This is a genomic window from Labedella populi, from assembly GCF_004078655.1.
GTDB lineage: Bacteria > Actinomycetota > Actinomycetes > Actinomycetales > Microbacteriaceae > Labedella > Labedella populi.
Window position 1 is genome coordinate 73994 of the sequence record NZ_RZNC01000007.1, and the last position, 22724, is coordinate 96717.

Annotated in this window: 19 protein-coding genes; 4 read left to right on the forward strand and 15 right to left on the reverse strand. The window is 68.9% G+C overall.

Translation table 11 applies throughout. The features are described from left to right. Positions 1 to 2 precede the first annotated feature (2 nt). The 8 genes from ELQ92_RS14950 to ELQ92_RS16370 all read right to left on the reverse strand — a co-directional run bounded on the left by ELQ92_RS14950 (position 3) and on the right by ELQ92_RS16370 (position 10596). Positions 3 to 1742, reverse strand: coding sequence for an ABC transporter ATP-binding protein (locus ELQ92_RS14950; protein WP_128500136.1), 1740 nt, complete (start codon positions 1740 to 1742; stop codon positions 3 to 5). Next, positions 1735 to 2589, reverse strand: coding sequence for an ABC transporter permease (locus ELQ92_RS14955; RefSeq protein ID WP_128500137.1), 855 nt, complete (start codon positions 2587 to 2589; stop codon positions 1735 to 1737). The genes ELQ92_RS14950 and ELQ92_RS14955 overlap by 8 nt, the downstream gene beginning before the upstream one ends. Positions 2590 to 2593: 4 nt before the next feature. Further along, complete coding sequence (locus ELQ92_RS14960; RefSeq protein WP_128500138.1) at positions 2594 to 3541, reverse strand: ABC transporter permease; 948 nt, start codon at positions 3539 to 3541, stop codon at positions 2594 to 2596. A 34-nt stretch (positions 3542 to 3575) separates the two neighbouring features. Then, positions 3576 to 5159, reverse strand: coding sequence for an ABC transporter substrate-binding protein (locus ELQ92_RS14965; RefSeq protein WP_166426814.1), 1584 nt, complete (start codon positions 5157 to 5159; stop codon positions 3576 to 3578). Between the two features lie 122 nt (positions 5160 to 5281). After that, positions 5282 to 6427 (reverse strand): N-methyl-L-tryptophan oxidase, encoded by a 1146-nt coding sequence (gene solA / locus ELQ92_RS14970; RefSeq protein ID WP_128500140.1) that lies wholly within the window; start codon positions 6425 to 6427, stop codon positions 5282 to 5284. After that, positions 6424 to 8088: a hydantoinase B/oxoprolinase family protein gene (locus ELQ92_RS14975; RefSeq protein ID WP_128500141.1), complete on the reverse strand. Its 1665-nt coding sequence runs from the start codon at positions 8086 to 8088 to the stop codon at positions 6424 to 6426. The genes solA and ELQ92_RS14975 overlap by 4 nt, the downstream gene beginning before the upstream one ends. Further along, positions 8085 to 10223 (reverse strand): hydantoinase/oxoprolinase family protein, encoded by a 2139-nt coding sequence (locus ELQ92_RS14980; protein WP_128500142.1) that lies wholly within the window; start codon positions 10221 to 10223, stop codon positions 8085 to 8087. The genes ELQ92_RS14975 and ELQ92_RS14980 overlap by 4 nt, the downstream gene beginning before the upstream one ends. A 235-nt stretch (positions 10224 to 10458) precedes the next feature. Then, the gene (locus tag ELQ92_RS16370; RefSeq protein WP_166426815.1) at positions 10459 to 10596 is read right to left on the reverse strand and encodes a hypothetical protein; all 138 of its coding nucleotides are present in this window, start codon (positions 10594 to 10596) and stop codon (positions 10459 to 10461) included. 115 nt (positions 10597 to 10711) lie between these two features. Between ELQ92_RS16370 and ELQ92_RS14985 the strand changes: the two genes are divergently transcribed. Then, a complete protein-coding gene (locus ELQ92_RS14985) occupies positions 10712 to 11710 on the forward strand; it encodes a LacI family DNA-binding transcriptional regulator (RefSeq protein WP_128500143.1) in 999 nt (332 codons plus the stop codon). Next, entirely contained in the window at positions 11707 to 13500 is a 1794-nt protein-coding gene (locus ELQ92_RS14990; RefSeq protein ID WP_128500144.1) for a glycoside hydrolase family 2 protein, read from the forward strand. The genes ELQ92_RS14985 and ELQ92_RS14990 overlap by 4 nt, the downstream gene beginning before the upstream one ends. Before the next feature lie 176 nt (positions 13501 to 13676). On the opposite strand, the gene ELQ92_RS14995 is transcribed toward ELQ92_RS14990, so the two are convergent. Beyond that, entirely contained in the window at positions 13677 to 14396 is a 720-nt protein-coding gene (locus tag ELQ92_RS14995) for an SDR family oxidoreductase (RefSeq protein ID WP_128500145.1), read from the reverse strand. A gap of 101 nt (positions 14397 to 14497) precedes the next feature. On the opposite strand from ELQ92_RS14995, the gene ELQ92_RS15000 reads away from it, so the two are divergent. Beyond that, a complete protein-coding gene (locus ELQ92_RS15000) occupies positions 14498 to 15262 on the forward strand; it encodes an SDR family NAD(P)-dependent oxidoreductase (RefSeq protein WP_128500146.1) in 765 nt (254 codons plus the stop codon). A gap of 144 nt (positions 15263 to 15406) precedes the next feature. Here the strand turns inward: ELQ92_RS15000 and ELQ92_RS15005 are convergent, their stop codons facing one another. From ELQ92_RS15005 to ELQ92_RS15015, 3 genes are all read right to left on the reverse strand, one after another. Further along, complete coding sequence (locus tag ELQ92_RS15005; RefSeq protein WP_128500147.1) at positions 15407 to 15769, reverse strand: hypothetical protein; 363 nt, start codon at positions 15767 to 15769, stop codon at positions 15407 to 15409. Between the two features lie 83 nt (positions 15770 to 15852). After that, positions 15853 to 17565 (reverse strand): ABC1 kinase family protein, encoded by a 1713-nt coding sequence (locus ELQ92_RS15010; protein WP_128500148.1) that lies wholly within the window; start codon positions 17563 to 17565, stop codon positions 15853 to 15855. A gap of 3 nt (positions 17566 to 17568) precedes the next feature. Continuing rightward, complete coding sequence (locus tag ELQ92_RS15015) at positions 17569 to 18102, reverse strand: PadR family transcriptional regulator (protein ID WP_128500149.1); 534 nt, start codon at positions 18100 to 18102, stop codon at positions 17569 to 17571. 175 nt (positions 18103 to 18277) lie between these two features. Here ELQ92_RS15015 and ELQ92_RS15020 point away from each other — a divergent pair, with 175 nt between their 5' ends. Beyond that, the gene (locus ELQ92_RS15020) at positions 18278 to 18736 is read left to right on the forward strand and encodes a hypothetical protein (protein ID WP_128500150.1); all 459 of its coding nucleotides are present in this window, start codon (positions 18278 to 18280) and stop codon (positions 18734 to 18736) included. Between the two features lie 78 nt (positions 18737 to 18814). On the opposite strand, the gene ELQ92_RS15025 is transcribed toward ELQ92_RS15020, so the two are convergent. The 3 genes from ELQ92_RS15025 to ELQ92_RS15035 form a co-directional block, all read right to left on the reverse strand. Further along, entirely contained in the window at positions 18815 to 20251 is a 1437-nt protein-coding gene (locus tag ELQ92_RS15025) for an APC family permease (RefSeq protein WP_128500151.1), read from the reverse strand. Between the two features lie 123 nt (positions 20252 to 20374). After that, on the reverse strand, positions 20375 to 21373 hold the full coding sequence (locus ELQ92_RS15030) for an N-acetylglucosamine kinase (protein WP_128500152.1): 999 nt from the start codon (positions 21371 to 21373) through the stop codon (positions 20375 to 20377). Between the two features lie 77 nt (positions 21374 to 21450). Then, complete coding sequence (locus ELQ92_RS15035) at positions 21451 to 22722, reverse strand: family 4 glycosyl hydrolase (RefSeq protein WP_128500153.1); 1272 nt, start codon at positions 22720 to 22722, stop codon at positions 21451 to 21453. Positions 22723 to 22724: the final 2 nt, after the last annotated feature.

Genomic DNA, 22724 nt, shown 5'->3' on the forward strand with positions numbered 1-22724 from the left:
GCTCACGAGGCGTTCGCGCTCTCGAGGCGGAGTCGACGGCGATCCGCCTGCACGACGGGATCCGGCACCGGGACGGCCTGGATGAGACGCCGGGTGTACTCCTCCTGCGGATGGTGCAGGATCTGACGCGTGTCGCCCTGCTCCTCGACCCGGCCGCGATTGAGGACCACGACCCGCGTAGCGAGTCGTTCGACGACGGACAGGTCATGGCTGATGAAGAGGCAGGAGAAGCCGAGCTCCGCTTGCAGCTCGAGCAGCAGCCGGAGCACGGCGGCCTGTACGGAGACATCGAGGGCCGATGTGGGCTCGTCGGCGATCAGGATGCTCGGCCGGACGGCGAGGGCGCGGGCGATACCGACGCGTTGGCGCTGCCCGCCGGACAACTCGTGAGGGTATCGGTCCACCCAATCGGCGGGGAGTCGGACGAGTTCGAGCAGTTCTCGCGCTCTCCGTGCCCGGAGGCGCGGGTCCTTCTCGACGTCGTTCCAGCGCAGCGGAGCCGCGATACTTGCACCGATGGTCGCTCGAGGGTCGAGTGATGATGCCGGGTCCTGGAACACGATCGACGCCGCCCGCCGGACCGAGCGCATCTGCGCTCGCGATGCCTTCGCGAGGTCGACGTCCGCGACACGGATGGAGCCCGAGGTCACCGGGACGAGACCGATCGCGGCGCGGCCGATGGTCGACTTGCCGGACCCGGATTCACCGACGAGTCCCACGACGTCGCCCCGCCCGACGCGCAGATCGACGTGATCCACCGCGACGAAGGGTTTCTCGCCGAAGCGACCCGGGTAGCGGATCACGAGGTCGCGCACGTCGAGCACCGTGTCGGTCGGGTCGTCGCGCGTCGCCGCGGGCTCCTCCGGTTCGACCACGCGGAGTGAGATCGTCGGCTGCCGCTCGACGATCTCACTCCGGCCGAGGAACGGCACCGAGTCGAGCAGTTCCCGCGTGTAGGCGTGCTCCGGAGCGGCGAAGAGACGGGCGGTGGGCGCGTCCTCGACGACTCGGCCGTCCCTCATGACGACGACATGCGTCGCCATGTCCGCGACGACGCCCATGTCGTGCGTGATCAGGAGCAGCGCCATGTCGAGTCGGGACTGGAGGTCGAGCAGGAGATCGAGGATCTCGGCCTGAGCCGTCACATCCAGTGCGGTCGTCGGTTCGTCGGCGATCAGCAGTTTCGGGTCCCCCGAAATCGCCATCGCGATCATCGCCCTCTGACGCTGTCCCCCCGACAGCTGGTGCGGGTACTGTCCGAGCCGACGCTCCGGGTCCGGCAGGTTCACGAGGCGCAGCAGGTCGAGTGCCCGCCGGTCCGCCTCGGGCCGGCTCAATCGGGCGTGTGCGCGCAGGACGTCCCGGAGCTGAGTGCCGATCGTGTAGACGGGGTTCAGGGCCGTCATCGGCTCCTGGAACACGACGCCCACGTCACGACCGCGCACCGCCCGCATCCGAGCCGCGCCCGCTCCGACGAGGTCCTCCCCGCACAGCTCGATCGTGCCCCGCCGTCGTGCGTTGCCGGGGAGGAGGTCGAGAACGGACATCGCCGTCACGGACTTCCCCGAGCCCGACTCGCCGACGAGCGCGACGGTCTCACCCGCCCGCACGTCGAAGGAGACGTCGTGCGTGACGGCCCGCCAGTCGGAGCCCGATCCGAACTCGACGGACAGGTCACGGACGCGCAGCACGGCGGAGGCCGTCGTCGACGCCGAGTCGGCGGTCGGTGTGTTCTCAGGCATGGTTTCCCTTCCTCGCGCGAGGATCGAGCAGGTCGCGCAGCGCATCGGCCAAGAGGCCGAACGACAGGATCGTGAGGACCACGACGATGCTCGGGACGAGGATCGTCGAAGGGTCGTTCCCCATGTACCGCTGCCCCGACGCCACCATGCCGCCCCAGGACGGTGCCGGCGCGACCACCCCGAGACCGAGGTAGCTCAACCCGGACTCGAGCAGGATCGCCGAGGCCATGACGAGCGAGAACTGGACGATGATCGGGGCCGTCACGTTCGGGAGCACGACCCGGAACAGCGCCGTCGCGGTCCGCGCACCGAACGCCTTCGCCGCATCCACGTATTCGAGGCGTTTGACCGAGAGCGTCTGTCCGTACACGATGCGCGCGAAGCCGGGCGCGAAGAGGATGCCCATCACGGCGATGAGCGTCCACTCCCCCGGTCCGTAGATCGTGACGATCAGGAGCGCGAGGATGACCGGGGGGAACGCGAGCAGCACGTCGCCGACGAGCCGCATGGTCAGGAACTCGGCGACGCCGCCGAAGTAGCCGCCCACGAGGCCGAGCAGCGAGCCGATGACCGCAGCGACCGCGCTCGCTCCGAGGGCGATGAGCAGCTCGACGCGCGCTCCGTGGAGGATGCGGGCGAGGACGTCCCGGCCGTACTCGTCGGTCCCGAGAACGTGACCGGGAGTACCGGGCGACAGGAGGCGATTGGCGACGTCCTGGGCGAGCGGATCGGTCGGGACGACGATCGGCGCAAGCACCGAGAGCACGACGAGGAGCAGGACGAAGGCGAGCGCGGTCCACCGCACGACGCTGAAGGCGCCGGCGATCCGGCGGAATCGGCTGAGCATGGGGCTACCTCACTCTCGGATCGAGGAAGCGGTAGACGAGGTCGACCGCGATGTTGATCGCGATGAAGAGCACGGAGATGACGATGACGATTCCTTGCACAACGGGGTAGTCCCGGTTCACGACCGAATCGACGAGGAGCGCGGAGAGCCCGGGATAGTTGAAGACGCGCTCTGCGAGCACCGTCGAGCCGAGCATGATCCCGACCTCGAGTCCGATCGCGGTCGCGACCGGAGTCATCGAGTTCCGCAGTACGTGGCGCGAGAAGACACGCGAGGGGGTGAGCCCCCACGACCGCGCCGTCCGCACCCAGTCCATCCGTGACGTCTCGACGACGGAGGAGCGTGTCATCCGCGCTGTCACACCGATGAACGCGATCGAGAGGGTGAGCGCCGGCAGCAGCAGCAAGCGCAGATGCCCGACGGGGTCCGTCTGCCAGCTCACGAACCCCCCTGCGGGGAACCAGCCGAGCGTGAGCGAGAAGATGAGGATGAAGACCGTACCGAGCACGTAGACGGGGACCGAGATCGCGAGACTCGAGAACGCGGTCACGAGCGAGTCGACCCAGCCGCCGAAGCGACCGGCGGCGGCGCCGAGCACGACGCCGACGACCGCGCCGACGACGCACGCCAGCACGACCAGTTCGATCGTGTTGGGGAGCCGCTCGAGGATCGTCGTCACGACGGGGCGACTGTCGCGGAACGACGAGCCGAGATCCCCCGTGACGACGCCCGCGAGGTAGTCGAGGTACTGCACGGCGAGTGGCTTGTCGAGGCCGAGCTGTTCGCGCAGTCGCTCGATGGACTCCGGCGTGGCCGTCCCGCTCGCTCCACCGGAGGCGAGGACGGCCGCCGGATCACCGGGCACGGCGTGGATGGCCAGGAAGATCAACGTCAAGACGACGAAGACGAGTCCGAGGCCGACGCCGATGCGCTTGGCGATGAAGGAGATCATGGTCCTCCGATGGATGAGAGCGGGACGGTCGGGATCAGCCGGCGCTGATGCTCGTGGACGCGAGCGTGTAGCCGGCGAAGAACGTGAGGAAGCCGGGCAGGTTCGAGAACCCGGTCACCGTGTCCTTGTAGGCGAACGCCTGACCGCGCTGCACGAGGGGGACGAACGGGACGTTCGTCCCCATGAGATCGATCGCCTCAGAGTATGCCGCCTTGCGCGAGTCGACGTCGGCGCCCGTGCGTCCCGCCGCGAGGGCCGCCATGATCTCCGGATCGTTCCAGCCGAAGCTCTTCGCGAGGTCCGGACCGCCCAGGTACGACTCGAGGTAGGCGGGCTCGGACACGATGCCGCCCCAGCCGTTGATCTTCATCTGGAAGTCGCCGCTCGTGGCCTTCTCCATCCGCGTCGCCCAGTCCGGACTGTCGAGCTCCGCGTCGATCCCGATCTCGGCGAGGTCCGCTTGCACCGTGAGCGCGGTGTCCTGATGGAAGACGTACTGAGAGGTCGTGAGGATCGTGGTGGAGAATCCGTCCGGGTAGCCGGCCTCGGCGAGGAGCTCCTTCGCGTGCTCGGGGTCGTACTCCCAGAGCTCCTGCGACTCCTCCGTGTAGTAGTCGCTCGACTCGGGGATCGGCGGTCCGTAGATCGCTTTGGCGTTGCCGAAGAACGCCGCGTCGACGACGCTGTCGCGGTTGACCGCATAGGCGACGGCCTCACGGACGAGCGGGTCGGCGAACGGGCCGTCGGTGACGTTGAACTCGATGTCCATGAGGAGGCCGTTCTGGACGTCGATGGTCACCCCGTCGGTCGACTCGAGGGTCGAGAACTGCTCCCATGGGACGTAGTCGATGAGGTCGACGTCTCCCGACACGAGCGCGTTGGTGCGTGCCGTGCCGTCGGGGTAGAACACGAGGTCGATGCTGTCGAGCGTCACCGAGTCGGCGTCGTAGTAGGCGTCGTTGCGCGCGAGGACGAGTTGCACGCCCGCGTCGTCCTGCTCGATGACGAACGGACCGGCACCGACCGTCGCGATCGCGTCGGCCGAGAGGGCGTCGTCGGGAGCGATGAAGGCCGTCGAGTCGGCGAGGTAGGCCACGAAATCGGCGTTGTTCTCCGACAGGTGCACGATCGCGGTGCGGTCGTCGGGCGTCTCGACCTCGGTGATGTTGCGCATGGCGGCGAGGGTGCGCGCGCCGTTCTCCGGATCGGCGAGGAAGAGAAGCGTGTTCTTGACGTTCGCGCTCGTGAGCGGCGTCCCGTCACTGAACTCGAGTCCCTCGCGGAGGGTGAACGAGTAGGTCGCGGGATCGATCTCCTCGAAGCTCTCCGCGAGCGCGGGAACGAGCGCACCGTCGGCGTCATACGCCATGAGGCCACGGTGGATGAGCGCGTCGAGCGTATAGCCCGTCGAGCCCTGGTCGGCGCCGACCTTCACGTCCTGTGGCTCGCCCGAGAGGCCGAACCGCAGAGTCTGTTCGGGCGCCGCCGAGGGGTCCGGAGCGGCCGAGGCGCAGCCGGTGAGCGCGAGCCCCGTCGCGAGGGCCGCGGCCACGATCGCCCGCTTGTTCCGCCGTGCGCCGGGCGACGACGGCCGCCACGGCTCTGTCCTGTGCAACATGGTTCCTCCTGATCGTGGTGCGTGGGTATCGCTGTTCGATGGATGGTGCGGTGGGGTGACGACCCGGGGTCGTCTGATGCCACGGCGCGTGCTGTCCCTCCGGCGACGATGCCGGCGGTTCGTCACGCGTACCGCAGCGGGTCCATGAAGTCGGTCTCGACGATGCGCTCCTCGTCCGTCACGATGCGCGCGAGAATCTCCCCGATCGCCGTCGCGTGCTTGTAGCCGTGGCCGGAGCATCCGCCGGCGAGGACGATGCGTTCGCTGCCTGGCATGCGTCCGACGACGAACTGCTTGTCGGGGCTCTCCGTGATCATGCACGGAGCCACCTCGTACGGCATGGGGCCGAGGCCCGGGACGGCCCAGTCGAGGACCTCGGCGGAGCCCGCCCAGTCCCGCTCCGGCCGCACAGACCTCTCGAGACGGTCAGGATGCACGGCGATCTTCGATCGCGGGTCGTTCGACAGGCCCGCCTTGACCGGGATGTCGCCGACACTGCCGTGGCCCCAGATCGTGTTCTCGTCGTCGTAGTGCCGGATGAACGCGGGGAACCGCTCGAGCTCGAAGTCCTCGGGCGAGGCGGTGGGCCGCCACCAGAGCATGGGCGCGCGGTACGCGGTGAGGCTGACGAGGTCTTGCATGATCGACATCCACGGCCCCGCGGCGAGGACGACCTGGCCGACTCGGAACGTGCGGTCCGCCGTCCCGACGAGCACCGCGTCGCCGTCCGGCTCGACCCGAGTCACGGCCGTGCGTTCGTATACCGTCGCTCCCGCCGCCTTCGCCGCGTCGACCGCCGCGACGAGCGCGACCTCGACGAGCACGTAACCGGACTCCGCGTCCCAGATCCCCTCGTAGTGGTCGGGAAGGGCAGCATGCTGGGGATAGGTCTCCCGCAGTTCGCCGATCGTCCGCCACTCGGCGTCGACACCCGATTCGGCGAGCGCCGTCGCAGTGTTCCCGAGTGCGCGCCCGCCCCGGGGCCCGATGGAGATCGCGCCCGTCTGGTGCAGCAGGTCGGTGCCGGATATCCCGCCGAGCTCGTACCAGAGGTCCCGGGCCAGCCGCGCGACCGGAGTCAGTCCCGGGTGCTCGTGACAGGCGACCCGGAACAACCGGGTGTGGCCGTGGCTCGACCCGTACGGGTGCGCGATGCGGTTCGCTTCGAACCCGATCGTACGCATGCCGCGGCTGGCGAGACGCCAGAGTGCCGAGGCGCCCCACGACCCGAGGCCCACCACCGCGACGTCGGCGTCGAGCGGGGTCATGCGGCACCGCCGCTGTTCTCGTCATTCGTGACGCCGTAAATCCGCTCGGCCGTCGACGAGTCGATGCGCTCCTCGCGGAGGTCCCGGAGGACGACGTCCTTCGGGCGGTTGGCCGGGTCCCCGTACCCGCCGCCTCCCGCCGTGATCGCGCTGATGGAGTCGCCACGCGACAAGTGCACGACGTCTCCGGTCGGCACGACGACGCCGTTCTTCTCGAGACGGGCACTCTGCCCCGCCGTCCCGCCGAGAAGCCCCCACGGGCGGGAGAGCATCCGGCTCATCCCGACCTCGCACTGGCAGTCGTCGTGCTCGACACGCACCTGGCGGTGGATCCCCATGCCACCGCGGTGCTCCCCCTCTCCTCCCGAGCCGTCGATGAGCGCATACCGCTCCACGAAGAGCGGGTACTCGCTCTCGAGGGCCTCGACCGGCAGGTTGGACGTGTTGGTCATATGGGCCTGGACGCCGTCGAGCCCGTCGTACGCGCATCCGGCGCCGTAGCCGCCGCCGATCGTCTCGAGGTAGACGTAGTAGCGGCCGGTGCGCGGGTCGGTGCCCGAGAACTGGGTTCCCGTGACGGCGCCGTTCGACGCGGCGATCACGCGGGAGGGCACGGCGTCCGCGAGCGCCCCGTGCACGAGGTCCACGACGCGCTGGCAGAGCTGGATCCGACCGTTGACCGCTGCGGGGGCGACGCAATTGAGGACCGAGCCGCGCGGGGCCGACACGGAGATGGCGCGACCGAGCCCGCCGTTCGCGGGGATGTCCGGTCCCACGACGGTCTTCGCGGCGTAGTAGACGGTCGCGAGCAACGCCGTCTCGACCATGTTGATGCTCGCGCGCACCTGTTCCGGAGCGGTGAACTCGAAGTCCAGGTGTTCGTCGCTCACGGTCATCACGACGCTGAGCTGCAGTTGCTCGTCGAGCTCGTTGCAGTCGAACGTGTCGGAGAACCGGTACCGGCCGTTGGGCACCTCGCGAATCCCCGCGCGCACCTTGCGCTCGGTGTAGTCGAGCAGTTCCTGCCCCGCCGCCTCGATGGTCGCAGGCCCGTACTTCTCGGAGATCTCTCGGAAGCGGGCGACGCCGAGTCGGTTCGCCGCGACTTGCGCGTTGAAGTCGGCGACGCGCTCGGCGGGGACCTGCATGTTCGTGAGAATGAGGTCCATGACCTCGGGGACATACGTCCAGTCGCGCAGGAACCGCACGGGCGGGATACGCAGACCCTCCTGGAAGATGTGCTCGTGACCGCGCTCCGCGTAGTCCGAGTGGTGCGCGAGGTTCGTCGCCCACCCAGCGAGAGCGCCCTCGACGAAGATCGGCGTGACGAGCACGATGTCGGGCAAGTGCGTTCCGCCGCCGATGTGGGGGTCGTTGCCCACGAACGAGTCACCGTCGCGGATGTCCTCGAGCGCGTAGCGGTCCGTGATCGCGTTCACGATCCCCATGAGGGATCCGAGGTGCATGGGGATGTGCTCGGCCTGCGCGAGTAGTTCCCCTCCCGCGTTGAAGATGCCCGTCGTGCAGTCCCGCCGCTCCTTGATGTTGGGCGAGTAGGAGGTCTTGACGAGGGCCTCCCCCATCTCGTCGCAGATCGACTCGAGTGCCGAACCGATCACTTCCACCTGGACGGGTGTGAGTTCCGACGCCGTCGCGCTCATTCGGACTGTCCTTTCGTGCTGAGGATGCGCTCGTCCGACGCGACGGCGACCGAGGGGTCCGAGCCGCGCGACGGACGGGTCACGATCATGAGGTACTCGTCGACGACGGCCTCTTCGCCCGGCAGGACGAGAGCGGTGGTGTCGTACTGCTCGATGACGGCCGGGCCGGTCACGATGTTGCCCGCACGGAGTTCGTCACGCGCGTAGAGGGGGACGGAGACGCGTCGCCCGGCCTCGGGGAGGTAGACGTCCCGATCGCCGATCACCGCGGCCGTCGCGTCAGCGCCCACGATCGGCTCGCGCGGGAACGCGGCTTGCGGAGCATCGCCGATGGCTTCGACGCGGAACGTGGCGGCCTCGACGCGTTCACTCGTCGTGCTGTAGCCGTAGCGTTTCTCGTGTGCGCTGTGGAATCGTGCGGCAACGAGGGCGATCCACTCCTCCGTGACCTCTTCCACGGGAACCTCGACACCGATCTCATAGTTCTGGCCGACGTAGCGGACGTCGAGCACCCATCGGAGACTGCGGTCGCCCTCGGCGAGGCCTTCGGCGTCGAACCAGTCGCGGGCCTGCGCCGAGAGCGCGTCGAACGTCGAGGCGAAGACCGGGATCTGCTCCGGCGCCACGAGGGTGATGCTTGTGCGGGTGTAGTCGCTGCGGAGGTCCGTCATGAGCATGCCCAGTGCCGAGAGCGCGCCGGGGCGCTGCGGGATGATCGTCCGCTCCATGCCCAGCTCGTGCGCGAGCCGGGCGGAGTGGAGCGGGCCGGCACCGCCGAAAGCGACGAGCGCATAGTCGGCCGGGTCGTAGCCGCGCTGCACCGAGATGACACGGATCGCCCGCGCCATGTTGGCTGTCACGACGCTGATGATTCCTTGGGCCGTGTCGAGGGTCGACATCCCGAGACGAGCACCCAGCCGTTCGACCGCGGCGAACGACAGACTCGCGTCGATCGGCATCGCGCCGCCGAGGAGGGACTCCTGGTTGAGGATCCCGAGCACGACGTTGGCGTCGGTCACCGTCGGCTCCGTCGTGCCGCGGCCGTAGCAAGCGGGGCCGGGGTCCGCTCCGGCGCTCTGCGGTCCCACTTTGAGGTGCCCACCGTCATCGATCCACGCGATCGAACCTCCGCCGGCTCCGACGGTGTTGATGTCGAGCATCGGCGCACGCACGGGCCGCCCGTCGAGGTCCATTCCGGTCGCGGAGGTGGGACGCGCGTCGGTGACGAGGGCGACGTCCGAGGACGTCCCTCCCATGTCGAACGTGATGATGTCGTCGATGCCCGATTGGGCAGACAGCCTCGCGGCCCCGACCACTCCGGTCGAGGGACCGGAGAGCACCGTTCGAACGGGCATCTTCTCGGCGGTGACGAAGGACATGACGCCACCGTTGCTCTGCGTCACCTTCGGCTCGACACGGAGTCCATCGGCGGCGAGCCCGTGCCTCAGTCGAGACAGATACCCCTCCATCACGGGACCGATGAACGAATTGATTATCACGGTGGAGAGCCGCTCGTACTCCCGGAACTCCGGCAACACCTCGTGGGAGATGGACAGGAACACTCCGGGGAGCTCCTCCTCGAGGACGGCCCGGACGGCGCTCTCGTGCGCGGGGTTCAGGTAGCTGTAGAGGAAGCAGACGGAGACCGCCTCGACCCCCGCCTCCCGCAGCGACACCGCGGCTGCTCTGACCTCCTCGAGGTCGAGCGGGGTGTCGACCGTTCCGTCGTAGCGGACCCGTTCGGCCACCTCGATCCGGAGGTCGCGCGGGGCGAGGGCGACGGGCTTCTGCGCTTCGAGGTCGTACAGCTTCGGTCGGCGTTGGCGTCCGAGCTCCAGGAGATCCCGGAATCCCGCGGAGGTGATGAGTCCGGTCCGAGCACCACGCCCTTGAAGGAGCGCGTTCGTCGCCACGGTCGTGCCATGGGCGAAATAATCGATACGGCCCATCGCGCCGCCCGCCTCGTCGGCTCCGACGACCCGGGCGATGAGCGCAGACACACCGTCACGGACGGCCCGGCCGGGATCCGCCGGTGTGCTCGAGATCTTGCCGACGACGATCGCTTTCGATTCGTCGTCGTACAGGCAGACGTCCGTGAACGTTCCCCCGGTATCCACACCAACGCGCCAACTCACGTGAACTCCTCCTCAACCACTGTCCGTATCCGAACGGTTGCGAGCGAGTCTGTGGGACGGCGGAGGGAAGCGTCCAATACCGATTCTGTAAAGCCTCATAAGCATGTGCTTATGATTCCGGAACTCCCGTGTGGGACCGGGGAGGGCGGGGTCCCGGGCGGGTCGCGCACGACGAGACGGCCGAGGGGCGACGGACGCATCCGTCACCCCTCGGCCGGAAGTCCGCCCCGAACGATCAGCCGCCGGTGGCGGACGCGCCGACGGGTCGCACCGTACCCGTGCCCTTCGCGAGTTCCTGGAATCGGTCGAAGGCCGCCGTCTTCCGCCGCGCGAGCACCCGATCAGCACCTCGTTCGAGGTCGACGAGTCCCATGTGGATGAACCACTCATCCGGGGTCTTCAGATCGGTAAACGTTGGACAAGAGCTGAGAACGTCGGGCATGGTAAACGTTGAACGATGTGATCGACGGCGACGAGAGAGGAGTCCCATGAGCCGCACCACGTTGAAAGACGTCGGGGATTACGTCGGGGTCTCGGCGAAGACGGTCTCGAACGTCGTGAACGGGACCGGTTGGGTCCGAGAGGATCTGAAGGTCCGCGTCCGCAGTGCGATCAAGGAGCTCGGGTACCGACCGAACGCGGCCGCCCGCCATCTGCGGAGCGGTCGAAGCGGGATGATCGCCGTCGCGCTCCCCGACCTCGCCCAGCCCTATTTCGCGGAACTCGCCTCGGCGCTCGTGCGGGCCGCGGAGGCCCGATCGATCACGGTCCTCATCCATCAGACCAACGGCCAGGCCGAGGCCGAGCGCCGCATCAGCGACGGCATCGGGGTCCCCCTCACCGACGGTCTCATCCTGAGCGCCTTGTCGGTCACGGCGGAGGACCTCGCGATGCGCCTCGACACGACTCCCCTCGTCCTCCTCGGCGAACACATCGGCGCGAGTCCGTTCCCGCACGTCACCGTCGACAACGCGGCGGCGGCCCACGCCGCAACGACCCACTTGATCTCGACGGGTCGACGACGCATCGCCGCGATCGGGGCCCAGGAAGGAGCGGCCACCGAGACCGCCGATCTCCGCCTGGAGGGCTATCGCGCCGCCCTCGACGACGCCGGGATCCCGTTCGACGAGGCGCTCGTGTGCGTCGTCGAACAGTTCGTCCGACGGGACGGAGCGGCCGCCGCGGAATCGCTCCTCGCCGGCGGAGTGGACTTCGACGCCGTCTTCGCGTTCAACGACCTGCTCGCGCTCGGGGCCATGCACACGTTCGCCACCCGCGGCGTCGTCGTGCCCGACGACGTCGCCATCATCGGGTTCGACGACATCGAGGAGGCCCGGTACAGCTCGCCGGCGCTCAGCACGGTCGCTCCCGACACCGAGGCCATCGCGACCGTCGCCCTCGATCTGCTCCTCCAGGACGACGGCGACGACGACGGAGACACCGAGAAGACCATTCCCTTCGAGATCGTGAGACGAGCAAGCACATGACGACACCCCTTCCCGTCGCCTCCCAGCAGGACGGAACCTATCCCCGGCCGCAACTCGTGAGAGGAGCGTGGCGCCCACTTGACGGGCAGTGGGACTTCGCGTTCCGTGACGACCCGCGCGAAGCGCCGGCCGGGGTCGACTTCGATCACACGATCGTCGTCCCCTTCCCGCCGGAGTCGCCCGCGTCCGGAATCGGCGATACCGGATACCACCACGTCGCGTGGTACCGCCGTCGGGTCACCGCGGAGGACATCGCCGACGCGGGAGCCGCCGGCGACGGCGCCCGCGTGATGATCCGGTTCGGTGCCGTCGACTGGACGGCGGACGTCTGGGTCAACGGGACGCACCTCGGCAGTCATACAGGAGGTCAGACGCCGTTCTCGATCGATGCCACGGACGTCCTCGACCGCGACGGCGACAACGAGCTCGTGGTCCGCGCGGTGGACGATCCGCACGCCGTCGCCATCCTGCGCGGCAAGCAGGACTGGCTCGAGGAGCCCCACGCCATCTGGTACCACCGCACCACGGGGATCTGGCAGCCCGTCTGGCTCGAGGTCGTGCCCGAGACCCACGTCGAGGGCCTCGCGTGGTCGAGCGACGTGCCGAACGGCAGCGTCGCCCTCGAGCTGACTCTCGACGCCCGGCCGGCGGAGGAGCTCGACGCGACGGTCGAGTTGCGCATCGCGGGCGAGCTCCTCGCCCGGACGAGCGTCCGACTCCTCGATCGCACGACGGAGATCACGCTGCACCTCGCGAGGCAGCGGAACGGCCAGCAGTACGAGCACCTCTTGTGGAACCCGGAGACACCGCGTCTCATCGACGCGACGATCACTCTCCGGCGCGGGTCCTCCGCGGTCGATGCCGTGTCGAGTTACCTCGGGCTGCGCTCCGTCCAGGCGACGGATCGGCGGTTCCTGCTCAACGGCCGCCCCCTGTACCTGCGGTCGGTGCTCGCCCAGAACTACTGGCCGGAGTCCCACCTCGCCGCCCCCGACGCCGACGCCCTCCGCCGAGAGGTGCAGCTCATCCTCGACCTCGGGTTCAACGCCGCGCGCGTTCACCAGAAGGCCGAGGACCCGCGCTTCCTGTACTGGGCCGACCGTTTGGGCCTCATGATCTGGGGAGAGACGGCGAGCGCCTACGAGTTCAGCGAGCGCGCCATCGCGGCGCTCACGACCGAGTGGACGGCTCTCGTCCGTCGGGACCGCTCCCACCCGTCGATCGTCGCGTGGGTGCCGCTCAACGAGAGCTGGGGCGTGCAGCACATCGCCTCGGATCCGCGCCAACAGGCGTTCAGCCGGTCGATCTCCGATCTCACGCGCAGCCTCGACGGCTCGCGCCCCGTGATCTCGAACGACGGGTGGGAACACGCCGGATCGGACATCTGGACCGTGCACGACTACGAGGCGGACCCCGAGATCCTCGCGCACCGGTACGGCTCGACCGCGGCCATCACCGACCTGTTCGACGGGTTCGGGCCGGCGGGGCGGCGGATCTCCGTCGGACAGCCGGACGCCGGGCAACCGGTCATGCTCACCGAGTTCGGCGGCGTCAGTTACATCGACCAGGACGTCGAGGGCGCCTGGGGGTACAGCTCGGCGAGCGACGCTCAGGACTTCGCACGGCGCGTCGGCGGGATCGTGGGGGCCGTCCGCGCCGCCGCCCCGCTCGCAGGCTTCTGCTACACGCAGCTGACCGACACGGGGCAGGAGACGAACGGTCTCGTGCGCGCCGACCGCTCCCCCAAGATCCCCATCGAGGACCTCCGCCGCATCATCACCGGTGACTGACGACCGCGCGAACGGCGACGGCCCCGGTGGATCCGCTCCACCGGGGCCGTCGCCGTCAGCGCCTCAGCCCCACGACGGAACCGGGGCCCGCACGACGAGCGACATCGAGTTGCGTCACGACCACGGATACTCCTTGCACGGCGCGTGCTCCCACGTTAGTGGCGTCACCGATCGCCCTACCGGCGATAGACGGGCGAGATGACCAGTTCGTCGATGCGGACGTGGGAGGGAGTGTCGATCACGAAGCGCACGGCGTCGCCGATGTCGTCCGGCGTGAGCATGGCCGCTCGCGCCTCCGCGCCGGGGACGGTGGGTCGCTGGTCAAGGAAATCCGTCGCCACGTCGCCCGGGCACATGTGGCAGGCCCGGACGCCATGCACGGCCTCCTGGTCGTTGAGAGTGCGCACGACGGAACCGAGGGCGGTCTTGGTCGCCGAGTATGCCACCCCCGCTGCCGGCTGGAACGACCATCCCGCGAAGGACGAGACGACCACGACGACACCGGCGGAGGCCCGCAGCGCCGGGAGCGCCGCATCGACGACCGCCACGACGGACGTCAGGTTGGTGTCGACGATGTCGCGGAAGTCACCGAGCGATTGGTCGCTCCACCGGCGGTTGGGCGTGTTCAGCCCGGCGGCGAGAACGAGTCCGTCGAGCCGCCCGTGGTCGGCGACGATCGTGTCCGCCGCGTCCCGCACCGCCCCGGGATCACGCACATCGAGGGGGACGGCGAACGCCTCGCCGCCCGTCGACCGGATGTCCACGACGACAGAGTCGAGCGCGGCGGCGCGGCGGCCGCTCACCACGACGGTCCACCCGTTCGACGCGGCGGCTCGCGCGGTGGCCTCCCCCATTCCGCTGCCCCCGCCCGTGATCCACAGCACCCGATCGTCCACCGTCGAACTCCTCGCTCCTCGCGAACGGGCCCACTCGCCCGAACACGAATAGTCTGCTGGAGGAACGGACGGCGCGCGTCCGACCGAGCAAAGGAGCACGGATGCACCTCGATCTCACCGACCAGGTGGTCGTCGTCACGGGAGCCGGCCGCGGCATCGGCCGCACCATCGCGGAGCGGTTCGCAGACGATGGGGCCCGCGTCGTCGCCCTCGATCTCACCCGTCCCGAGGCCACCGCTCCCCAGCACGAGCGGGTCCAGGCGCTCACGTGCGACGTCGCCGATCCTGCCTCCGTCCGCCGCGCCGTGGACGCGGTCGTCGAGAGCCATGGCACGATCGACGTCCTCGTCAACAACGCGGGGATCAACGTGTCCGGGGCGGTAGCCGACCTCACCTGGGAGGACTGGCGCACGTGCATGGATGTGAACCTCGGGGGTGTCTTCCTCATGAGCCAGGCCGTCGCGCCGGTGATGCGGCGGGCGGGTCGCGGGCGCATTCTCAACGCCGCGTCCTTCGCGGCGATCATCCCGAGCGTCGGGAGCGCCGCGTACGCGGCGTCGAAAGCCGCCGTCGCGCAGTTCACCCGCGTGCTGGCCTCCGAGCTCGGGCCGTGGAACATCACCGTGAATGCTTATGCGCCGGGGATGGTGCCGACGGCGATGAACGGCTTCGCGGAGATGCCGGGGACGGAGCAGGATCGTCTTCTCGACACGCTCTCACTGCGCCGATGGGAGACGCCCGACGACGTCGCCGACCTGTTGCTCTTCCTCGCGAGCGATCAGGCGGGGTACATCACCGGGACCCTGCTGGACGTCTCGGGCGGCAAGCTCGCCACCCAGATGCCGTCGCGCGCTCATGGCCGCTGACGACACCCCTCCCCTCCCCGAAAGAGCTACACCCGCACGAGGGCGCCATGTAGACCAGGCGCCCTCGCGACCGACGTGGCTCCCTCGCGCCGGAACACCCGCCCGGCGGGCCGCGTCGGCGTGACGTGGGCGGGACGGTCACGATCAGCGAGGGCGCTCGTTCGGTTCCGAGGGCGGTAGGCGGAAGATCCAGGCCAGGTTCAGCAGCATCGTCGCGACGATCGGGGAGCCGAGACGTCGATTCCGCTCGCGCGCCGCTTGCGACGGGAGGAGTTGCCCGATCGCGTACGCGATCAGTCCCGTGTAGATGACGGACCAGATCGAGAACGCGGGGCCGGCGGGCACGATGAGGGTCGAGTCGGCGGTGAGCGTGCCACCGACCTGCTCCTGGATGGGTGTTCCGATGACGGCCCCCGATCCGATGAAGGAGCCGATGAGCGCAAGGACGGCGCTCACAATCACGACCATCTGTCGGATTCGGTCGGAGCGGTCAGGGGCGGCGCTCATGAGGGCTCCTCGATCGCTTTCACTAAAATTGTTGATAACTCTAGTTACTACGCTTCCAGGCCGGGACCCCCGCCCGGCGGCGCTCACCCGCGGGATCGGCCCCCGAAGAGCGCCACGAGCAGCGGGAGGATCGATCCGAGCATGAAGACCGTCCCGAGCGCCTCGTCGTCCGGCCGGAGGACCGCGCCTGCGACGAGAAGCGCTCCGAAGACGAGAGCGGCGACGACCCGGCGGACGGAGCGCTCGAGCCGCCCGAGCCGACGCTCGACCTCTGGCGCCGTGACGGACACCGTCCCCTCCTCGAAGCGGGTGACGAGGCCGTCGAGGCGCTCCGGGAGCCGCACGGCGACGCCCGCCGCATCAATCGCACGCTCCGTCACGTCCTGCACGACGTTTCCGCGCTCCTCGCGAATCAGCCTCGCCGCGTAGGGCTCGATCGAGTCCCACAGGTTGAACGCCGGATTGAGGGCGCTGCAGACACCCGACGTGAGGGACATCGCCCGGACGACGAGGAGGAAATTCTCGGGAAGCTGGAACGGCAGCGAACGCACCACGTCGCCGAACTGCTCCGCGAACGCACGGAACTCTCGCGGATCGACCTCGCGCAGTTCGGCGAACCCCATCCCCCCGAAGCGAGCGAAGAGCTGCGTCATGGCGCGCTCGAGTTCGCTCGTGTCGGACGTCGGCAGGAGGACACCGACATCGCGAGCGGCGTCGACGAGCCCCGCTCCGTCGCGCGAGGCTGCCGCGATGAGCAGCTTCCGCAGCCCGCGGCGCGTGGTCGGCGTGATCTCCCCCATCATGCCGAAGTCGATGAAGGTGAGGGTCCAGGGGCGGGTTCCCTGGCCCAGCGAATGCGGCGTGACGAAGACGTTGCCCGGGTGGGGGTCGGCGTGGAAGAAGCCCGTCCCGAACAACTGGTCGAACATGACGGACGCGAATTCCCGCGCGACCTCTTCCGGGTCGATTCCCGCGGCGGTCAGGGCGTCCACGTCCGTGATCTTGATGGCCGTGACGTCCTCGAGCGTCAGGACCCGTCGCGTCGTCCGCTCCCACACCACGGCGGGAACACTCACCCGGTCGTCATCTGCGAAGTCCGCGGTGAATCGTTCGGAGGAGACGGCTTCGTGCAGGTAGTCGATCTCCTCCAGGCTCGTGATCGCGAACTCCTCGACGAGCGCGGGAGCGTCGACCCGATCCGATACGAGTCGCACGTGACTGAGCCAGCCGCCCACTCTGCGGAGTGCCGCGAGGTCGACCGCGACGATCGTGTCGATGCCCGGCCGCTGCACCTTGAGGACGACGCCGTGGAGCCCCGTGTCGGCCGCGTCGAGCGGACCGAGCACGGCGCGATGCGCCTGACCCAGGGACGCCGCCGCGACTGGGACCTCGTCGACCCGCTCGAACGTCCCGTCGAGCGCAACGCCGAGCTCCGACTCGGCGAGCGTCCGAATCGCCGGGAACGGCACCGCCGGCACCTCGTCCTGCAGTCCTTCGAGTTCGCTCGTGATCTCGGGCGGTAGTACGTCGAGCCGCGACGACATGAACTGTCCGACCTTGATCATCAATCCGCCGAGGTCGACGGCGAGCACGTGGAAGCGGCGGGCGAAGCGCTTCATGCGCCGCGTTCGTGTGCGCTCGGCGACGACCGTCAGGCCGATCCGGGGCAGGAACAGCTCGAACCACCACGTCACGGCGAGGTTCCAGGCCGCGAAGCGCAGGATTCGCCGATAGCGGGCTCGCGTGTTCCCGGCTCCGGAAGCGGTTGCTCCCGGGGCGCGACGAGCAGTCGCCACCCGTCAGTCCTGGGCGAGAATGGCGTACAGTCGGCGACGCGTCTCGTCGAGTGCCGCGACAGCCTGCTGCACCTGCTCCGGGGTGCCGGTCCGCCCCACTTGAGCGGCCGCTCGCGCGAGTTCGACGCCCGCCTTGGGGAGCGCGGCGAACTCGGAGCCGTTCTCCGACGTCTCCGCGCGCCAGGGTGCCGCCGAATCGGCGGACTCGGCCTCGACGCGGCCGGCGTCGGTCAAGGAGTAGGTCTTCCGGCCGTTCGACTCCTCGGCACTGATGAGTCCCTCGTCAGCGAGCAGCTGGAGCGTCGGGTACACGGAGCCGGGGCTGGGCTTCCACTTCCCCCCGCTGCGGTCCTCGATCTCGCGGATGATCTGGTACCCGTGCATGGGCTGCTCCGCGAGGAGGGCGATCACGGCCGCGCGGACGTCGCCGCGGCCCATCCGCGTGCCCGCGCTCTTCTCGAAGCGGGACCGGAAGTCCTCCATCGCCTGCCAGATGGCGTCGGGGGTGATGCTCGCGGTCGGGAACGAGTTGGCCATGATGTTCTCCTCGGAACGATGTGAACGATACTCAACGATATATGCGCTTCGCTCCGTCCGGTAGGGGTGCCGTCGCCGATCGGGGTCGTCTCCGGCCCGTCTTCTGCGCCGGTTTCCAGGAGCAGTGACTAACCTGCCGCGAACTCTGCAAGCGACACGACGAACGGAGTGGAGAATGCGCGCACGACTTTTCTGGACCGGAGCGACCGCCGTCGCCCTCATGACGGCTCTGGCCGGTTGCGCCGACGAACCGTTGCCGCCCGAGGAACTCGAAGCCATCAATCTCGGCGCCAACGCGGAGGCGGGGCCGGTGAGCGTCGACAACCTCCTCGTCGTGACCCGCGACGCGGGCGAGCCTGCGCGCCTCATCGGTGTCCTCCTGAACGAGTCGGACGCGTCGGTCGACGTCACGCTCTCAGACGCCGACGACAGCGTCTCGCTCAGCCTGGATCCGGGCCAGCAGTACGCCCTCCACGAGAACCCCCAGATCTTCGACACCGCCGACGAGATCCCCGGTGCCACGACCGAGGTGACCGTCGCGGTCGACGACGACGACACGACGATGACGGTTCCCGTCCGCGACGGCACCATGGCCTGGCTCGAGCCCTACCTTCCCGCGGACGACGCGAGTTGATCCCGGCGGTACCTCCCCGTTTCGGTTCGCGGGTCCGCTCGGCTCGGCTCGGCTCGCGTCGGGTCGGGTCGGCTCAGCTCAACTCGACGAGCTGTCGGTCGGACTCGTCGTGTCTGCGGGCTCCCGGCTCGAGCGGCGGAACAGCCGTTCGACACCCCACAGCACCACCCCGATCGCGAGGAGGACGAGGGCGATGCCGTATTGGCCGCCCGGCCGCCCAGAGGTGAACGGGAGGACGAGGTACAGGCACGTGATCGCACCGATGATCGGCATCACCGTCGGTGTCGTGAAGTGATCGTGATCGACCGGCTGCTTCCGCAGCACGAGCACCACGACGTTGACGATCGCGAAGACCGTGAGGAGGAGTAGGGAGGTCGTACCGCCGAGCAGCGCGACGACCGAGCCCTCGGCGTCGAGGGACACGTAGGTGATGAGCGCCAGAGCGAGAACCGTCGTGAAGAGGATGGCGGCCCACGGCGTGCGCCGTGAGTGCGACACCTTCGACAAGAACGCCGGCAGGACACGCTGCTTGCTCATGCCGTAGAGCAGCCGGCTCGCCATCATCATGTTGATGAGCGCGGTGTTGGCGACCGCGAACATCGAGATGAACGGCAGCAGCGAGTTGATCGGGAAGCCCGGAGCCGCCTTTTCGACGGCCGTGACGAGGGGGGTCTCGCTCCCGACGAGTTCGCCGATCGGAACGAGAGCGACGACGGTGATCGACACGAGCACGTAGACCGCTGCCGCGATTCCGAGTCCCGTGAGCATCATCCGCGGGAAGATCCTGCTCGGGTTCTTCGTCTCCTCGGCCATGTTGACCGAGTCCTCGAAGCCCACCATCGCGAAGAACGCGAGCGACGTGGCCGTGCTCACGGCGAGGATCACGTTCTTGTCCTCGGCGGTCTCGAACGCGACGACGCGGCCCCAATCGGCATTGCCGCCGAAGATCGCCCACATGCCGATGAAGATCACGAGCAGGAGCCCGGAGAGTTCGATGAGCGTCAGAACGACGTTGAGCCAGACGCTCTCGGTCACCCCGCGCAGGTTCACGAGCATGATGAGCACGATGAAGCCCAGCGCGACGAGGAGCGTGAGACCCACGCCGTCGGGAAGCCCGAAACCGATCGCGAGGTTCACGGCGAAGGCGCGGGACGCGGTCGACGCGGACGTGATGCCCGACGTCATGACGATGAAGCACACGATGAACGTCAGGAAGTGCACACCGAACGCCTTGTGCGTGTAGAGCGCGGCTCCCGCCGCCTGCGGGTACTTCGTCACGAGTTCCAGGTAGGAGAACGCGGTGACGGTCGCGACGGCGAAGGCGAGCAGGAACGGCAACCACGCCGCTCCCCCGACCTCCGCGGCGACCTGACCGGTGAGCGCGTAGATCCCGGTCCCGAGGATGTCGCCGACGATGAACAGCAGCAGCAGTCCCGGGCCGAGCGCCCTCTTCAGCTCCGGTTGCTCCGGCTCGGCGGTCTTCACGACCTGCGTCCAGGACGGGTCACTGCTCATGGTGTCTCCCTCGCGCGCTCGGCTGTTCTCAGGGACATTACTCCCGGCCATGCTCGCGGGAGAAGGGCCGGCAGGACCGTACAGTGCCTACCGTCGGCAGGACGACCGGGGCCGTGCTCGTCGTCAGACCCCTGCCCGTTCCCAACGGCGCCCGCTGACGGCTTCAGAGAATCTCTCGAGGGCGGCGGTCGTCGCTCCCGCGCTCTCGAGCGCCCGCAATGCCGCACCCAGGATCGGCGGCGTCGTCACGACACTCACCCGCGCCAGCGGAGCCTCCCGAGCGATGCGAGCGGATGCGCCGCCGACGAGACGCTCGTCTCGAGACGCCAACACCCCTCCGCCGAGAACCACCGGCACCGCGGACGTGAGCAGATCGAGCCTGCGCATCGCTGTCGTCGCCATGACGGCCACCTCCTCGGCTTGTCGGTCGACGACCGAGATCGCTATCGCGTCACCCCGCGCCGCAACATCGAAGAGCACCGGACACAGCTGAGCGAACGTGTCATGACCGAGCCGACCGACATGGATCGCCTCGATCACCTCGAACACCGAACTCAGCCCCAAGGCCGCAGGTACGGCCGAACGCAGTTCGGTCTCCGGCCCCCTGGCGTCCTCGGCGCGGGCCGCATGCCAGAGCGCCTCGCGCCCGAGGAAAGAGCCTCCGCCCCAGTCACCGGAGATCGCGCCGAGCGCCGGGTACCGCGCGACCGCCCCGTCTGCCCGGACGCCGATCGCGTTGATACCGGTTCCGCACACGACCGCGACGGCGTCTCTGTCACTCGTGCCTGCTCGCAGAAGCGCGAAGAGGTCGTTGTCGACGACGTCCGGTGACCAGTGCGCGAGCGCGGTGCGGGCCTCGTCGAGCTCGACGGGCAGGTCGAGTCCGGCGAGGTAGACGTGCGTCGCGACGATCCTCGCCTGGGGGGCGGCCGCGATGACGTCGTCACGGAGCCGCTGAAGGACCGGACGCGCGACGTCCCATCCCAGGGTCTGAGGGCTCGAGCGCGCCCCGCGCACGTGCGCCAATGGTGAGCCGTCGAGCCCGACGATCATCACGTCGGTCTTGCTGCCGCCTCCGTCGAACGCGAGGACCGCCTCGACATCCCCGGAGCCCGCCGTCATGGGATCGAGGCGAGGCCCCGACGGTTCTGCCACTCCCCCACGGCTCTTCTCTGCGCCGATGGAGCCGGCGGACGCTTTCACGAGGCCCACGTCAGGTAGCTCGCGTTCTCCTCGAGGAGGAGGTCGGTCAATCTCTCCGCTCGCCTCCACTGACCGACGAGCGGGTGGGCGAGCAGAGCACGGGTGACCCGCTCCCGCCCGCCATCGAGTGCGGCGTCCAAAGCCAGTCGTTCGTACTCCGCGACGTGGGCGATGAGGCCGCGGATGTCGGCCGGCAGTTCGGGCACCGGCAGGGGGGCGAGACCCGCCGTGCGCACCCGGGTCGGCACCTCGATGACGTGGTCGTCCGGCAGGAACGGCAACGCGCCATCGTTGCGGACGTTCAGCACTTGCACGTCACCACGATCTGAGGTGAGCGACGCGAGGACGTCGACGGCAGCCTCGGAGTAGTACGCTCCGCCCCGACGCTCGAGCTCGACAGGCTTCACATCCAGGGTCGGATCGGCGTATTTCTTCAACAGCACGCGCTCCGTCTCGGCGACGACTTGCGCGCGCGGCGGCTCGAACAGCTGCTCGCTCAGGACCTCGTCGTGGGCGTAGTAGTAGCGCAGGTAGTACGACGGGATCGCCCCGAGCATCGACAGCAGTTCCGGTGCCATATGCACCGACTCCGCCGTCTCGGCGAGCTCGTCGGTCAGCAGCTGAGGAAGCACGTCCCGCTCCCCAGCATCCGTCATCACGTGGATGCCACGCTCCCACGTGAGGTGGTTGAGACCGACGTGATCGAGCCTCACCTGGTGCGGTTCGACTCCGAAACGCTTCGCATACCGGCGCTGGAACCCTATCGCGACGTTGCACAGCCCCACCGCACGGTGCCCGCGCTCGAGCAGTGCGCGCGTCACGATCCCCACAGGGTTCGTGAAGTCGACGATCCAGGCGTCCGGCTTCGCCGCACGGCGCACGGTCTCCGCCGCGTCCAGGACGACAGGCACCGTCCGGAGCGCCTTGGCGAACCCGCCGGGCCCCGTCGTCTCCTGGCCGATGCAACACGCCCCGTGGGGGAAGGTTTCGTCGCCGTAACGCGCGCGCTGGCCCCCGACCCGCAATTGGAACAGCACGGCGTCGGCGTCCGCTGCGCCGACGGCGAGTTCACCCGTCGTGTGGATGGTCCCCGGATGCCCTGCTCTCGTGAGCATCCGGCGGCCGAGCGCGGCCACCAGCCCGCGCCGATCCTCATCCGGATCGACGAGCCAGACCTCGTCGATCGGAAGTACGTCGCGCATGCGGGCAAAGCCGTCGAGAAGTTCAGGGGTATAGGTCGAGCCGCCCCCTACGATCGTCAGTTTCACGG

Coding starts and splice junctions, on each gene's coding strand:
- ELQ92_RS14950 (WP_128500136.1), bottom strand. CDS start 1,742: ATGCCTGAGAACACACCGACCGCCGACTCGGCGTCGACGACGGCCTCC.
- ELQ92_RS14955 (WP_128500137.1), bottom strand. CDS start 2,589: ATGCTCAGCCGATTCCGCCGGATCGCCGGCGCCTTCAGCGTCGTGCGG.
- ELQ92_RS14960 (WP_128500138.1), bottom strand. CDS start 3,541: ATGATCTCCTTCATCGCCAAGCGCATCGGCGTCGGCCTCGGACTCGTC.
- ELQ92_RS14965 (WP_166426814.1), bottom strand. CDS start 5,159: ATGTTGCACAGGACAGAGCCGTGGCGGCCGTCGTCGCCCGGCGCACGG.
- solA (WP_128500140.1), bottom strand. CDS start 6,427: ATGACCCCGCTCGACGCCGACGTCGCGGTGGTGGGCCTCGGGTCGTGG.
- ELQ92_RS14975 (WP_128500141.1), bottom strand. CDS start 8,088: ATGAGCGCGACGGCGTCGGAACTCACACCCGTCCAGGTGGAAGTGATC.
- ELQ92_RS16370 (WP_166426815.1), bottom strand. CDS start 10,596: ATGGGACTCGTCGACCTCGAACGAGGTGCTGATCGGGTGCTCGCGCGG.
- ELQ92_RS14985 (WP_128500143.1), top strand. CDS start 10,712: ATGAGCCGCACCACGTTGAAAGACGTCGGGGATTACGTCGGGGTCTCG.
- ELQ92_RS14990 (WP_128500144.1), top strand. CDS start 11,707: ATGACGACACCCCTTCCCGTCGCCTCCCAGCAGGACGGAACCTATCCC.
- ELQ92_RS15000 (WP_128500146.1), top strand. CDS start 14,498: ATGCACCTCGATCTCACCGACCAGGTGGTCGTCGTCACGGGAGCCGGC.
- ELQ92_RS15005 (WP_128500147.1), bottom strand. CDS start 15,769: ATGAGCGCCGCCCCTGACCGCTCCGACCGAATCCGACAGATGGTCGTG.
- ELQ92_RS15015 (WP_128500149.1), bottom strand. CDS start 18,102: ATGGCCAACTCGTTCCCGACCGCGAGCATCACCCCCGACGCCATCTGG.
- ELQ92_RS15020 (WP_128500150.1), top strand. CDS start 18,278: ATGCGCGCACGACTTTTCTGGACCGGAGCGACCGCCGTCGCCCTCATG.
- ELQ92_RS15025 (WP_128500151.1), bottom strand. CDS start 20,251: ATGAGCAGTGACCCGTCCTGGACGCAGGTCGTGAAGACCGCCGAGCCG.
- ELQ92_RS15030 (WP_128500152.1), bottom strand. CDS start 21,373: ATGACGGCGGGCTCCGGGGATGTCGAGGCGGTCCTCGCGTTCGACGGA.